The organism is Streptomyces zaomyceticus (assembly GCF_014656215.1).
Classification (GTDB): domain Bacteria; phylum Actinomycetota; class Actinomycetes; order Streptomycetales; family Streptomycetaceae; genus Streptomyces; species Streptomyces zaomyceticus.
Genome location: NZ_BNBZ01000004.1, coordinates 182,981 through 197,010, shown reverse-complemented (window position 1 = coordinate 197,010; position 14,030 = coordinate 182,981). Strand labels below are relative to the sequence as shown.

Sequence of the window (14,030 nt, the reverse complement as noted above, 5' to 3'; positions counted from 1 at the left end):
GCTCAGCGCCAGCTGTGCGGGGCGCGGAAGCCGTGCTCGCGCTCCAGGCGGCGCCAGCCGGCGGCGGTGCGGCCGGTGTGGCCCGTCGCCGGGTCCTCGTCGGACCGGGAGGCGGCGCGGGCGAGGAGCACCGCGGTGATGGCGGCGAGTTCCTCGGGGTCGGCGAGGCCCTTCTCGACACGGAGAAGATTGGCAGGCGTGGTCACGTGGATGACTCCTCTTACTGAGGCGGGTTGCCGTGCTTGCGGGACGGCAGGTCGGCGTGCTTGGTGCGGAGCATCGCGAGGGACCGGATGAGCACCTGGCGGGTGTCGGCGGGGTCGATGACGTCGTCGACCAGGCCACGCTCCGCGGCGTAGTACGGGTGCATCAGCTCGGCCTTGTACTCCTTGACCATGCGGGCCCGCATGGCCTCCGAGTCCTCTGCCTCCGCGATCTGCTTGCGGAAGATCACGTTGGCGGCGCCTTCGGCGCCCATGACCGCGATTTCGTTGGTGGGCCAGGCGTACGTCAGGTCGGCGCCGATGGACTGGGAGTCCATGACGATGTACGCGCCGCCGTAGGCCTTGCGCAGGATCAGGGAGATCCGGGGCACGGTCGCGTTGCAGTACGCGTAGAGCAGCTTCGCGCCGTGCCGAATGATTCCACCGTGCTCCTGGTCGACGCCCGGGAGGAAGCCGGGTACGTCCAGAAGAGTGATGATCGGGATGTTGAAGGCGTCGCACATCTGCACGAAGCGGGCGGCCTTCTCGGAGGCCTCGATGTCGAGGACACCGGCCAGCGTCTGGGGCTGGTTGGCGACGATGCCGACGACCTGGCCGTCGAGACGGGCGAGGGCGCAGATGATGTTGCGGGCCCAGCGCTCGTGGATCTCCAGGTAGTCGCCGTCGTCGACGAGCTCCTCGATGACCTTGTGCATGTCGTACGGGCGGTTGCCGTCGGCCGGCACCAGGTCGAGCAGGACCTCGGAGCGGCGGTCGGCCGGGTCCTCGGACGCGACGGTCGGCGGGTTCTCGCGGTTGTTCTGCGGGAGCATCGAGAGGAGGTACCGGACCTCCGCGATGCAGGTCTCCTCGTCGTCGTACGCGAAGTGGGAGACACCGGAGACACCCGCGTGGACGTCGGCGCCGCCCAGGCCGTTCTGGGTGATCTCCTCGCCGGTGACCGCCTTGACGACGTCCGGGCCGGTGATGAACATCTGCGAGGTCTCGCGGACCATGAACACGAAGTCGGTGAGGGCCGGCGAGTAGGCCGCGCCACCGGCGCACGGGCCGAGCATCACCGAGATCTGCGGGATGACGCCCGAGGCGCGGGTGTTGCGCTGGAAGATGCCGCCGTAGCCGGCGAGCGCCGAGACGCCCTCCTGGATGCGGGCGCCCGCGCCGTCGTTCAGGGAGACCAGCGGAGCACCGGCCGCGATGGCCATGTCCATGATCTTGTGGATCTTCGTCGCGTGCGCCTCGCCGAGGGCGCCGCCGAAGATCCGGAAGTCGTGTGCGTAGACGAAGACGGTCCGGCCCTCGACCGTGCCCCATCCGGTGATCACACCGTCGGTGTACGGCTTCTTCGCCTCGAGGCCGAAGCCCTGGGCGCGGTGCCGGCGCAGCTGCTCGACCTCACTGAAGGAACCAGGGTCGAGCAGCAGCTCGATGCGCTCGCGTGCCGTCAGCTTGCCCTTGGCGTGCTGGGCCTCGGTCGCGCGCTCACTCGGGCCACGGAGCGCCTGCTCGCGCAGGACGTGCAGCTCGGCCACTCGGCCACGGGCGTCAGCGGGCTCGCTCGGGATCTGGTCCACAACGGTCATGTACCGACCCTACGAAGTCGGACAAGAAAACCCCGCCGTCGACTCCGTACAGTCTCGCGTGTCGATTCCTGGTGGGGCCGGACAGAACTCCTCCCTGCCCGGCCCGAGTCAACAGCCAGACACCCCTCGTGTTTGTAGGGGTTCGACATAGACCTGGATGGATCTAGACGAGGACCTCACAACGGTGGGTCGCGCCCGCCGTTCCGGGCGTGATCCGCAGGCGCAGCGAACGGCCGGTGGCGAGGACCTCCACCGAGGGGTCGTGGGAGAGCACCCGGCGGACCGGGCCGTCCCAGACCAGCTCCAGGGGCTGCCCCGTGCGGGGCGGTTCGGAGACCCTCAGGTCGAGGACGGAGCGGCGGCGCCGGACGAGGACGCTCGCGGGGGCGGTGGTGGTGAGGCGTCCCACCGTACCGGCCTGCCAGAGGTTCGCGGCGGTCAGCCCGAGGGACGGGACGGCGATGCCCTGCCGCTCGGCCGTGTTGTCGAGAACGCGCAGCCGGCCGGGGTCGGCGGCGCGCGCGGCGAGCGTCCGCGGGGAGGCACCGGGCATGAGGAGGTACACGTACGCGGCGGCGACCGGGTCCGTGCCGTGGTCCAGCAGGAGGGTCTGGTAGCGGCGGCTGCGGCGCTCGGTGGAGCTGGTGGTGTTGATGTCGCTCCAGGCCCCGGTGCGGTCCTCGCGCAGGGTGCGGAGGTTCCCGGCGCCCTGGGGGAAGACCCAGCCGCCGTGTCCCTCGAGGTGCGCCCAGCGGGCCCCGGTGGTGAGCGCCTGGGTGCCGGCCTCGCCGAGGAGGCGGTTGTCCACGACCGTCTCGACGGGCACGCCGTCGGTCGCGGTGATCCCGGCGCCGAGACAGATGACCGCGTCCGCCGCGCAGAACCAGGACTTGCGGGCCTCCAGGGTGGAGCCGAGGCCCTTCAGGTGCTGGCCGACGGCCGCGTACTCGCCGTCGGTGGCACCGCCGACCCAGCGCACGGCGGGCTTGGGGGCGCCCCACTCGCCGCCCGCCCGGTCGGCGAGGCGCTTGGTGGAGACGGTGGTGCCGGGCAGGCGGTAGGGGTCGACGGTGGGCCAGAACCAGTCGGTGTACTGGTCGCCGAGGTCCGGGGTCCACCAGGAGAGCATTCCGGCGCCGGTGTGCCAGCCGCGCGGGTTCTCGCCGTTGCCGCACTCGTAGTACGAGATCCGGTCCGAGGCCATGGCGATGTTGGCGGCCCAGCCGGGGCGGCGGTGGACGGCCCGGTCCATGGCGGTGAAGAGGCGGTGCCCGGTGGGTTCGGGGGCGGCCGGGACGGGGGCCGCGGCCACGGCGTGCAGCCGGGCGAGGTCGGCGACGCCGAACTGGCGGGCGGCCAGGATCGGGGAGACGGTGTCGCGCCGGATCCACCCCTTCAGGCGCGCGTGCCAGCGGTCGCGCTCGGCGGCGGAGGCTCCTCCGGCGAGGAGGGCCATGGCCGCGATGACGCCCTGGCCGTGGAAGTGGTCGGAGCGCATGACCTTGCGGTCGTCGTTCTTGAGGTGGCCGCGGCTGATGGCCCGCCCGTTGACGCTGTCCATCATCAGGCCGTCGTAGATGAGCGGCGCGTAGGCCTTCTCGACGCTGTCGAGGACGATCTGCCGGTTGGGGTCGGTGACGGCCCAGCTGGATCCGGCGAGGAGGGTGAAGAGCCGGCCGAGGCCGTCGAGCATGACCTGTCCGTAGGTGCCGGAGTAGGCGACCCAGGTGTGCTGGACGAAGGAGCCGTCGGCGTAGAGGCCGTCGCCCCGGGTGACGTACGGGAAGACGGGTGAGAGGGCGTCGCGGGCGAGGGCGATCTTGGCGGGGTCGGCGCCGAGGACTCCGCGCAGGGCGACCGACCGGCACAGGTCGACGCGGTTGGCGCCGGTGGAGGTGCCGGTGTAGTCCCCGAGCACCGAGTCGGGGACGAAGTGGTCGACGGCGGCGCAGGCGGCGGCGATCCGTTCGGCGCCGAGGTGCGGGTGGAGGGCGGCCACGATGTCCATGAGGAGGCGGGGGCTGCCGATCTGCCATTCCCACCAGTTGCCGTAGCGGGGTGCGCCCGCCCGGTAGACGGTGGCGGAGAGGTGGTCGAGGCCGCGCAGGACGTCGGCGAGCAGCGTCCGGTCGCCGGTGAGGCCGGTGCCGGGCTGGGCGTACGCCTGGGTCATGGTCCACAGGCGGCTGTAGCTCTGGGTGATGCCGGCCGGCGGGTCGAAGGGGGCGTCGGGCCAGAGGGAGGTGGGGGTGGGGGCCAGGGCGGCGCGGAAGGCGCGCGCGAGCGTGCCCGTCTCGGCGAGGCGGGAGGCGTAGGGCTCGGTCGCGGCGTCGAAGCCGGTGCCGAGCTGGAGGTCGAGCCAGCGGAGCCGCAGCGTCTCGAACTCCCCCTCCGCCGCGTGGGCGGCGGAGGGGAGCGCGAGGGCCGCGGCCGCGGCGGAGGTGGTGATCAGAAAGGTGCGGCGGGACCAGGCGGGGACGGGCACGGGAGCCTCCCGGGGGAAGTGGTGGAGACCGTTCGGCGCCTGGTCTAGCACCGGGTTTCCGACGCAATCAATGAGCACCGCACGGGCCCGGCGAAAGCGCTTTCCGCCGGGCCCGGCGCGATCAGCCTCCGCAGTGGAAGCGGGCGCCGCCCCAGTCCGCGTGATCGTTGCCGTTGCCGTCGCCGCCGTCGTCGACCACCAGGTCGACGTAGGAGGCGCCGGTGACGTCGGCGGCGAGGGACCAGGCCGCGTCCGTGGCCCCGAGGACCGGGGACTTCACCTTCTCGGCGCCGTCCGCGAGAACGCTGAACCGGACACTGCCCCGGCTGGTCTGGACGTCGTCCACACCGACCTCGGCGGTGAGGGAGGTGCAGCGGCCGCCCAGGTAGTAGCGGACCTTCGCGGGTGCGTGGCTGCCCAGGCCCTTGGCGTAGGTCACTCCGCCGATCCGCAGCGGGGAGCCGTCGCCGGTACCGGTCTCGCCGTTGGAGAGGTCGCGCTCGACGGGTCCCCAGCCGTTGGTGGCCGAGGTCCAGTCCAGGTCGCTGGCCCAGCTGTCGGCGGTGGGCGGCGGGGGCAGGGTCCGGACGGTGGTGGCGGCGGTGAGCTTCCGCTCCCCTCCCCCGAGGGTGTAGGTGACGGAGGCGTCGAGGGTGTACGGCCGGTAGGCCGCGTCCACCGGGGGTGTCACCTGCCAGGTGGCGGTGGTCCTCCCGCCCGCCGCGACCGTGCCGAGGGCGACGGGCGCGGCCGGTTCGGCGGTCCACCCCGCGGGGAGGGCGAGGGCGGCCAGGGCGCCGGTGACGTCACCGGCCTCGTCGTTGCCGAAGGTGGCCGTGACCCGGTTCGGGCGGCCGGGCTCCAGGGTCTCGGGCGCGGTGAGCGTCAGCGTGCCGCAGGCGGCGCGTTCGGCGGCCGGGCCGAGGTCGGTGACGGTGAAGGCGTCGAGGACGAAGTCGGCGCCGTCCGGGGCGTCGCCGCGCTTGCGCAGGCCCGTCCAGGTGTCGCCGCAGCCGGCGGTGACGGTCTCCGAGAAGTGTCCGTCGGTCCGCTGCTGCCCGATCGGGGTGCGACGGGTCTCCACGGACGTCCCGTCCGTGCGGTCGTAGCCGGTGATCCACTCGTACGCGCCCGCGTGGCTGGACCGGTAGTCGTACTCGACGCGGTAGCTGTGGCCGTCCTTCATCGGGACGGTCCAGGGAGCGGTCCGGTAGACGAGTCCGCTGTTCTCGTCGTGGGACTTGAGGGACTCGGCGCCGCCGATGACGTCGTCGATCGGCTTCCCGTTCCAGCCGGCCTGCGTGTAGGGGGCGTGGAGCTGGGCGATGTGGGTGCGCGGGTCGGTCGTGCCGCCCGCGTCGCCCTTGAGGAAGGGGCCCCAGCCCTGGTCGACGGCCTCGAAGTCCTCGTACACCACGGTCCCGGCCTTGGTGGCGGGGGCGTTGGCGACGATCCGGACGTCGTCGATCCGGACGGTGGCGGTGCTGCCGGCGGCGGCCTCGATCTTCAGGGTCGTGCCGTCGCGCGGCGCGGTGAAGGTGACCTTGGCGCGCTGGAAGCGGGTGCCGTTCCAGTCGGAGGCGGCGACCCGGTCCTGGAGGGAGGACCGCTCGACGGTGACGGCCCGCCCGCCGACGGAGAGGGTGGTGGGGCGGGTGGCGCCGGGCTCGACCTCGATCAGGGCGGAGGCGGTGTACCGCTCTCCGGGGGTGAGCCCGGTGATCCGCTGGCGGACCGAGGCGGTGGCGGTGCCGGAGAGCTTCGCGCTGTTGCGGCCCCGGGCGTCGGTGTCACGGGCGACGGTGCCGGTCCTGGTCCAGCCGGAGAGCCCCGTGTCGTTGAAGCCGGGGTCCTTGACCGGAGTGCCCTGGCCCCATCGGGGGGCGGGGCTTTCGGGCGCGCGGTCGGGGTACAGCACGTAGGGCTGTCCGGCGACGGCGTCGAGGGTGATCCTCCCGCCGGTGGGCCGGACGGTGCCGGTCTTCACCCGCCCGCTGTCGGTGAGCCTGTACACGGAGTACGAGCGGACACCGGCCGGCACGGCCCAAGCGGTCGTCCCACCGGCCTTGTTGTAGTGATAGAGCTTCTTGCCGCCGTCCCACGGAAGCAGGTACGTCTCGCCGTCGAGGACCTTGCGGCCGTCGTCGTAGAAGGTGCGCGCGCCGTTCTCGACGGTGCCGCGGACCCCGCCGGTGAAGGTGAGGTCGTTGCCGTCCCAGCGGGTGATGCTCTCCTGCTGGAGGAACTTGGCGGGCAGGTTCCGCTGCCAGATGTTGGCGGTGAAGTCGTTCCAGTCGGTCTCGCCGGTCCAGCCCTCGAAGTCGACGAGGGCGGTCTGGCCGAGGACCGGGTGGTTGTTCCAGACGTCCTTCTCGCCGTTGCGGATGAAGCGGACGATCTGCGAGTTGAGGCCCTTGTTGGTGGCGCCGCCGTAGTCGAGGTCGTTGGCCCAGTGGGACCAGAGGGAGGCCCGCTCGAACTTCTCGGACCACTCGGTGGCGACGTTCCAGCCCTGCTTCTGGACGGCCCTCATCGTCTCGTCGGCGATCCAGCCGTGGGTGTAGTAGACGTCGATGTAGAGGGTGGAGAGGTTGCGGTCGGTCTCGTCGCGGAGCTGCTGGAAGCGGCGGGCGAGGTCACCGCTGTTGATGTCCCGGCGCTGGTCGATGTAGTAGCTCTGGTTCAGCCAGTTCCAGCCGGGCTTGGTCTTGTCGACCAGGGTCTCGCTGAAGTTCTTCGCCTCGGGGTACGACTCGGTGGCGTTGACGTGGACGCCGAAGTCCGCGCCCCACTTCCGGCCCTCCTTCAGCAGGACGTTGAGGTCGGCGAGGCCGCCGGCCCGCTTGTTGTAGTTGCCGCCGTAGTCGGGGTGGGCGGAGTCGTGGCCCTCGGAGCCGTATCCCTTGAGCAGCGCGAACTGGCCGAGTCCGTCGGTGGAGAGCGAGATCCGCTTGACGTCGTCGAGGGTGCGCAGGAAGGGGTGGGTGGCCTGGGAGGCGAAGTTGAACGGGATGTGGGCGACGACCCGGTCGGGGGTGTCCTCGGCGCCCGGGGCCTTGATCCCGATCGTACGGAAGGCGACGGCGCCGTCCTGCCAGTCGGTGGCCCCGTCGGCGTTGGCGTCGGGGGTGACGACGACCTTGGCCCAGGGCAGGCCGTCGCCGCTCGCGGGCTCGGGGGCGCCCTCGCCGCGGTAGGTCCACTGGCCGGACCAGACACCGACCCGGGTCTCGGTGCCGGTGCCGGTGGCCTGCTTGCGGGCCTGGTGCCAGAAGCGGGCGCCGTCGCGGGCCGACGCCCCGGAGGGTTTGTCGTAGCTGGAGTTGGACTCGACGGCGGCGGCGAGCTGCCCGGTGTTGACGAGGGCGTAGCTCGCGCCCACCGGGTTCGCCTCGGCGGCGGTCGCGTCGGTGACGTGGGCGAAGACGTCGGCGGTACGGGTGGAGTCCGGGTCGAGCCGGGTGAAGGCGGTCGCGGCACCGGTGTCCGAGGACCCCACGGAGACCAGGTCGTGGCCGGGTATGTCGAGGGTTCCGACCCGGAAGGCCTCGGTGTCGCGGACGGCGGTCACCTTGAAGGTGGTGGTCCGTCCGTCGACGCTCAGGCGCGCGTCGATCTCGACGCCGGGCAGCTCGGGGAAGGCGAGGGTGTACGCGGCGGTGGAGGCGGTCAGGACGGGGGCGCCCTTGGCCCGGACGGTACGGGCGGTTCCGTTGAGGACGACCTGGGTGACCGGGGCCGTACTGCCGAGGAGACGGGCGCCGGTCGTGCGGTCGGTGTACGAGAGGACGCGGGGGAAGTCCTCGGCGACGGCGACCGAGAGCCGGGCGGAGGTGAGGACGGGGGAGGCGGCGGTCGCGGCTCCGGCTCCGGCAAGAGGGGCTCCGGTGGCGGGGGTCCGACTCTCGGCGCCCTCGGCCAGGGCGGGCCCGGCCAGGGCGAACACGGCGGAGGAAGCGACGGCGAGCGCACAGGCCGCACGGACTCTTCGCGAAGGGGGGAGGGACATGCGCACTAGTTGGCCCCCGCCCCGGTGGCACCGTCAACGAGATCGCGCCGTGCGGGCCCCTCCAGTCCAAGAACCCCCTTCGGTTAGTCCAAGTGACCACCGAAGAGGGCTCCCGGGGACGGGAATTGCCGGGTCAGCAGCCGCCGCAGTTGTAGAAGGTCACGTCCCAGTGGTTGCCCTCGTCGGCGTAGACGTTGCCCGCGCCGGACTTCCACTGCGGGGCTCCGTCACCGCGTACCCCGATGTAGGTGAAGGTGTTCTTCACGTAGTTGGTGACACAGGTGGCCTTGCCGAAGTCGAGCTTGTAGCCGTTCCAGTGCGAGTACGTGCCGCTCGCGTGGCCCGTCTCGGTGCCGCCGGTGATGTTGAGGGCACAGCCGCTGGCGCTCTTGAGGGTCTGGGCGCCCTGGGCGGTGGCCAGGTTGAGCTGGTCGAAGGACGTGCAGGTGGAGACGTTGCGGTTGGAGCAGCCTCCGGAGGAGGACCAGGTGATCCCGGAGGACCGGAACATCGAGGTCGCGGTGGCATGGCTGATCTTGGTGACCGCGTGGGCCTCGCCCGCGGCGGTGAGGACGCCGACGCCGGGCGCGAAGAGCGCGCCGAGGACGAGGGCGAGGGCGGTGAGGACGGAGCGGAGCTTCATCGGGAGTGCCTCCTGCTGGTGACCGTGACGGTTGGGGACGGCGGTGCAGGTGGTGCCGGTGGTGCGACCCGGCTCGCATGGAACCGGTGGAGCCCGTGGAATCGCCGGGAGCCATGGAACCCCTGGAACCGGTGGGAGCCATGGAACCCGTGGAACCGGTGGTTCAGGGAGATGGTGCCGTAGTTCTACGCGCGTCCGGAAGAGGGCCTCGGTGCCGGAGTGGCGCCGTCCGGGTGAACATCTTCCATAGATGTTGAAAGTTGAACGGAATACGTCTACAGTCGTTCTCGTTGAAGGTTCAACAAGTACCGATCAACACCACACCCCGATCAAGGAGCTGTCAGTCATGGGTCTCTTCAACCGCAAGAACAACGAGTCCGCCGTCGCCGTCGCCACCCTGCCCGTGGACCCGGCCCTGGCTGCCCTGACCGGCGACTACGCCATCGACCCCGCCCACAGCAGCATCGGCTTCACCGTCCGTCACGCCATGGTCACCAACGTCCGCGGCACCTTCGGCGAGCACGAGGGCGCGCTGAAGCTGGACGGCGCGAACCCCGGCGCCTCCTCCGCCTCGATCGACGTGAAGATCGCCTCCATCGACACGGGCATCGGCGACCGCGACGGTCACCTGCGCAGCGGCGACTTCTTCGACGCCGAGCAGTTCCCGCTGATGAGCTTCCGCTCGACGGCGGCCGAGCAGCTGGGCGGCGACAAGTACCGGATCACCGGCGAACTGACCATCAAGGACGTCACCAAGCCGCTCGCCATCGACCTGGAGTTCAACGGCGCCGCGACGGACGTCTACGGCAACGAGCGCGTCGGCTTCGAGGGCTCCGCCGAGATCCTGCGCTCCGCGTGGGGCCTGACCTGGAACGCGGCCCTGGAGACGGGCGGCGTGATGGTCAGCGACAAGGTCAAGCTGAACTTCGACATCTCCGCGATCAAGAACGCCGCCTGACCCGACACCCGGCCCGACAACCGGACCGGCCCCCTCCGGACACACGAGCGCGCCCGCCCTCCGCAGCAGCGGAAGGCGGGCGCTCGGCGTCTCGGCGTCTCGGCGTCTCGGCGTCTCGGCCGGGAGCGCTAGCTCCGACGCGCGGCCGCCGCGACCACCGCCGGGATCAGGCGGTCGTTCTCGGCGGCGCCCGGGCCACCGCCGAAGGCGAAGCGGCGGCGGGTGTAGCTGTAGGCGAGGCCGGTCGCCGGATCGGCGAAGGCCTGGGAGCCGGGGGCGCCGCTGTGGCCGACGGCGGCCGGCGTGAGGGCCGGGTAGCGGGCGGCCGACAGGACGAAGCCGAGGCCGAACGCGTTCTCCTCACCCGTCACGAGGTCCGTGCCCGAGGAGTGGACGCGGGCGACCTCGGCCAGGGTGTCCGGCTTCAGGAGCGGGGCCCTGCCGTCGAGCTCACCGGCGATCGCCGCGTACATCCGGGAGAGGCCGCGCGCGGAGCCGATGCCGCCGCCGGAGAGCGGTGCCCGCTCCCGTACCGCCCGGGAGTTGGCGTACCCGGCGATGTCGAACGGCGGGTCCGCGTGGAAGTTGAACGCGACCGCCATCAGGCTGTCCGGAGCGATCGGGTTCTCCGCGAGGATCGCCTGCTCGGCGGGGGTGGGCAGCATCGGCAGCGCCGTACGGAAGCGGGGCTCCAGCTCCTCGGGCAGACCCAGGTAGTAGTCGAGCGCGTACGGGGCGCGGACCCGCTCCTCGAACAGCTCCCGGATCGTCCGGCCGGTGGCCCGCAGGACCACCTCGCCGACGAGGGCGCCGATCACGAGGGCGTGGTAGCCGTGGGTGGTGTTCGGCTCCCAGAAGGGGCGCTGCCCGGCGAGCCGCGCGGCGATCGCCCGGTCGTCGGTGAGCTCTTCGGGGCTCAGGCCGCCGTCGGCGCCGATCACGCCGGAGCGGTGGGCGAGGAGCTGGCGCAGGGTGAGCTCCCCCTTGCCCTCGGCGGCGAACTCGGGCCACCAGAAGGCGACTTCGCGATCCAGGTCGAGCACACCGTCCTGGACGAGGAGGGCGGTGACCAGCGCCATGGCGCCCTTGGAGGAGGAGTAGAGCCCGAGGAGCGAGTCCCCGTCGACGCCGTCACCTCCCCAGAGATCGACGACGAGGCTGCCGCGGTGGTGGACGGCGAGCTGGGCTCCGCCGTCGCGCGCCTCGTTCGCCACGACGGTGGCGAACTCCTCCCGCACGGACTCGAATCCGGGCTCCACCGTGCCGTGGACGTGCCCGTGGTCGTCGTTCATCGCGCTACTCCCCCTGAAAGTCCTCGACTTGTTCCGAGACTGGAACGCGCGAGGGGGCGGTTCCCTTCCCGGGCGGCATCCTCCGGGCTCGTCGTGGAGACGAGCCCGGCGACAAGACGGACCACTTCGCCGGTCTCGGCAACGGCCGTATCTCGCCTGGCGAGAGTGCGGCCGGCTCCGGAGGATCTCGCCGAAAGGCCGGCGAACCCGCTGGTCGACGGCATTGTCAGTGGCGGTCGCTAGCTTCGGCGGCATGGAATTCCGTATCGACAGCACCGTGTTGACCGATGCCGTGGCCTGGGCCGCCCGCGTCCTGCCGGCCCGCTCCCCGCTGCCCGTCCTCGGCGGCCTGCTCCTGGAGGCCGCCGACGGCCGGCTGCGGGTCTCCGGACTCGACCACGAGGCCTCGGCCCGGGTCGAGGTGGAGGCCGACACGGACGTCGAAGGACGGGCCCTGGTCCTGGGGCGGCGCCTGCTCGACATCTGCAAGGTGCTCCCCCGCGGACACACGGACATCGCCGTGGAGGGCGCCCGTCTCTCGGTGACCTCGGGCGACGCCCGGTTCGGCCTCTCCCTGCTGCCGCTGGACGACTACCCCGCCCCGCCCGAGCTGCCCGAGGTCCGCGGCCTGGTGGACGGGGACGCCTTCGCGGCGGCGGTCGGCCAGGTGGCGGTGGCGGCGGGCCGCGACGACTCCCTGCCGGTGCTGACCGGGATACGGCTCGCGCTGGACGGCACGACCATGACGCTCGCGGCCACCGACCGCTACCGCTACGCGGTCCGCACCCTGGAGTGGAAGCCCGGTGGCGACGCCGAGGAACCCGCCGACGTGGTCGTCCCGGCCCGGCGCCTCACCGAGATAGCCCGCTCCCTCGCGGGCACCGGCCCGGCCCTGCTCGCCCTGGACGGCGGCTCGATCGGTTTCGAGAGCGGCGGTCTGCGCACCACCACCCGACTGCTCGACGGTCGCCTCCCCCGCCACGACAAGCTCTTCGCACTCGGCGACCACGCCCGGGCGGCCACCGACCGGGCCTCGCTGACCGAGGCCGTGAAGCGGGTCGCGGTCGTCGCCGAGGGCGACAGCCCGGTCCAGCTGTCCTTCACCCCCACCGCGATCCAGCTCCAGGCGGGATACGAGGACGACATCGCCTCCCAGCGACTCCCGGCCGTCCTCACGGGCCCGGACACCCTGACGGTCGCCTTCAACCCCGGCTACCTCCTGGACGCCCTGACCACCCTGGACACCCGGGAGGTCCACTTCCACCTCCTGGGCCCCGGCCAGCGAGCCCTCCTCACCGACGGCCCCGAAGGAACCCACCGCCATCTCCTGATGTCGGTGAAGCCGCTGGTCTGAGAGAAGGAGCCGGTCCGGGAGAAGCAGCTGGTCCGAGACGGCGAAAGGCGCTCGCCCGAGGGCCGGTGCGAGCCCGCCGCCGTGCTCGGGGCGGGTCAGAACCCGCCGCCGCCGAAGTCGCCGCCGCCCCCGAAGTCACCGCCTCCGAAGCCGCCTCCGTCGCCTCCGCCGAAGCCTCCGCCGCCGAAGTCGCCGGAGTCGAAGTCGGCGCCGGAGAAGTCGCCGCCCTGGAAGTCGCCGCCGCCGTATTCGGCCGCGTAGGCCGGGGTGGCGAGCATCGAGCCGAGGACGGTGCCCATCAGGAGACCGGGGAGCATGCCGCCGCCGAAGTAGCCGCCCGCCCACGGGCCGTAGGCGGGGCCCGCCTCCCAGTAGGGGCGGCGGACACCGTCCGCGTCGACCGTGCGGGCCATCGGGTCGAGGCCGTCGTCGAGGCGGGACGCGTCGGCGGCGCAGACCGGGACCTGGCGGGCGGTGCCGCCTCCCGGGGTCCAGGTGCGGTCCTCGACGGAGGGGCCGTGGCGCGGGTCGAAGAAGCAGGGGGCGCGGCGTTCGGGGAGCGGGCGGGACTCGCGGCGGGCGGCGAGGACGGCGAGCGCGTAGCGGCCGTCCTCCAGGGCCTCGGTGACCGGGCGGACGTCGTGGGGCCGGCCGGCGGAGGCCATCCGGGACTTGGCCGTGTCGTACGAGTCGAGGGCGCGTTCGTAGTCGCCGCGCATGGCGTCGTCCGCGCCGGCCTCGGCGGGGTGGAAGTCGAGGCGTTCGAGTTCTTCGCCGAAGGCGGTGATGTCCTCGTCGACGACGACCCTGAGCTTGTCGAGGGCGGCGCGTTCCTCGGCCTCCTTGCGGAGCCGGTTGCGGCGGACGACCGCGTAGGCGCCCGCACCTCCGGCGACGACGACGGCACCGAGGGTCACGAGTCCGGCGACGGGGACGCCGGAGTCGGAGCCGACGGAGCCCCAGCTCGCGGGGGCGGAGCCGCGGAGGGTGGGCAGGGCCTGGTCGACGAAGTTGTTGAGTTCGGTGGCCGCGTCGACGCCCGGCTGGCGTACGGAGGTGACGAGGTTCTGGACGGCCCGCTCGGACATCACGGAGGCGTCCGCCTTGGCGTCGAAGCCGTTGCCGAGACGGATCGCGTACAGGCCGGTGATCCCGGTCTGGGTGCGCAGGTTCGGGAAGAGGTCCTCCGGCGGGAACTGCGCGTTCGCGGGCAGGACGGCCACGAAGAGCGGCTTGTCCGCGTCCTTGATCTTCTGGGCGAGGGCGTCGGCGTCGGCCTGGGAGAGCTGGCCGGCGGCGCCGGGGTCGACGTAGACCGGGCCCTGCTTCAGGGCGGCGGCCGCGTCGGGGATCCCCGTGGCCCTGGCGCCCGCGGAGGGGGCCAGGACCAGGAGCAGCAGCAGTATCAGCCCGCCGAGGGCCGACAGAAGGGTGAGCGGCCTGGTCCTCATGATTCGACGCTACCCGAACCAGGCCGAACAAGAC

Annotated in this window: 9 protein-coding genes; 2 read left to right on the top strand and 7 right to left on the bottom strand. The window is 72.3% G+C overall.

Annotated features, from left to right (window positions below; all coding sequences use genetic code 11):
• Positions 1-2: 2 nt before the first annotated feature.
• The 5 genes from IE311_RS07965 to IE311_RS07945 form a co-directional block, all read right to left on the bottom strand.
• Entirely contained in the window at positions 3-206 is a 204-nt protein-coding gene (locus IE311_RS07965) for an acyl-CoA carboxylase subunit epsilon (protein ID WP_189830877.1), read from the bottom strand.
• A 14-nt stretch (positions 207-220) separates the two neighbouring features.
• Positions 221-1,804 (bottom strand): acyl-CoA carboxylase subunit beta, encoded by a 1,584-nt coding sequence (locus tag IE311_RS07960; RefSeq protein WP_189830876.1) that lies wholly within the window; start codon positions 1,802-1,804, stop codon positions 221-223.
• A 163-nt stretch (positions 1,805-1,967) separates the two neighbouring features.
• Entirely contained in the window at positions 1,968-4,289 is a 2,322-nt protein-coding gene (locus IE311_RS07955; protein WP_189830875.1) for a polysaccharide lyase 8 family protein, read from the bottom strand.
• A 121-nt stretch (positions 4,290-4,410) separates the two neighbouring features.
• Positions 4,411-8,298: an endo-alpha-N-acetylgalactosaminidase family protein gene (locus tag IE311_RS07950; protein ID WP_189830874.1), complete on the bottom strand. Its 3,888-nt coding sequence runs from the start codon at positions 8,296-8,298 to the stop codon at positions 4,411-4,413.
• A gap of 133 nt (positions 8,299-8,431) precedes the next feature.
• Positions 8,432-8,941, bottom strand: a complete 510-nt coding sequence (locus IE311_RS07945; protein WP_189830873.1) for a hypothetical protein — start codon at positions 8,939-8,941, stop codon at positions 8,432-8,434.
• A gap of 346 nt (positions 8,942-9,287) precedes the next feature.
• Between IE311_RS07945 and IE311_RS07940 the strand changes: the two genes are divergently transcribed.
• Positions 9,288-9,899 (top strand): YceI family protein, encoded by a 612-nt coding sequence (locus tag IE311_RS07940; protein WP_189830872.1) that lies wholly within the window; start codon positions 9,288-9,290, stop codon positions 9,897-9,899.
• A gap of 128 nt (positions 9,900-10,027) precedes the next feature.
• On the opposite strand, the gene IE311_RS07935 is transcribed toward IE311_RS07940, so the two are convergent.
• Positions 10,028-11,191, bottom strand: coding sequence for a serine hydrolase domain-containing protein (locus IE311_RS07935; RefSeq protein ID WP_189830871.1), 1,164 nt, complete (start codon positions 11,189-11,191; stop codon positions 10,028-10,030).
• Positions 11,192-11,444: 253 nt separating this feature from the next.
• Between IE311_RS07935 and dnaN the strand changes: the two genes are divergently transcribed.
• Positions 11,445-12,545 carry a DNA polymerase III subunit beta gene (gene dnaN / locus IE311_RS07930; RefSeq protein WP_189830870.1) on the top strand — a complete coding sequence of 367 codons (1,101 nt, stop codon included), beginning with the start codon at positions 11,445-11,447 and terminating at the stop codon, positions 12,543-12,545.
• 95 nt (positions 12,546-12,640) lie between these two features.
• On the opposite strand, the gene IE311_RS07925 is transcribed toward dnaN, so the two are convergent.
• Positions 12,641-13,996, bottom strand: a complete 1,356-nt coding sequence (locus IE311_RS07925; protein ID WP_189830869.1) for a hypothetical protein — start codon at positions 13,994-13,996, stop codon at positions 12,641-12,643.
• Between the last annotated feature and the right edge of the window lie 34 nt (positions 13,997-14,030).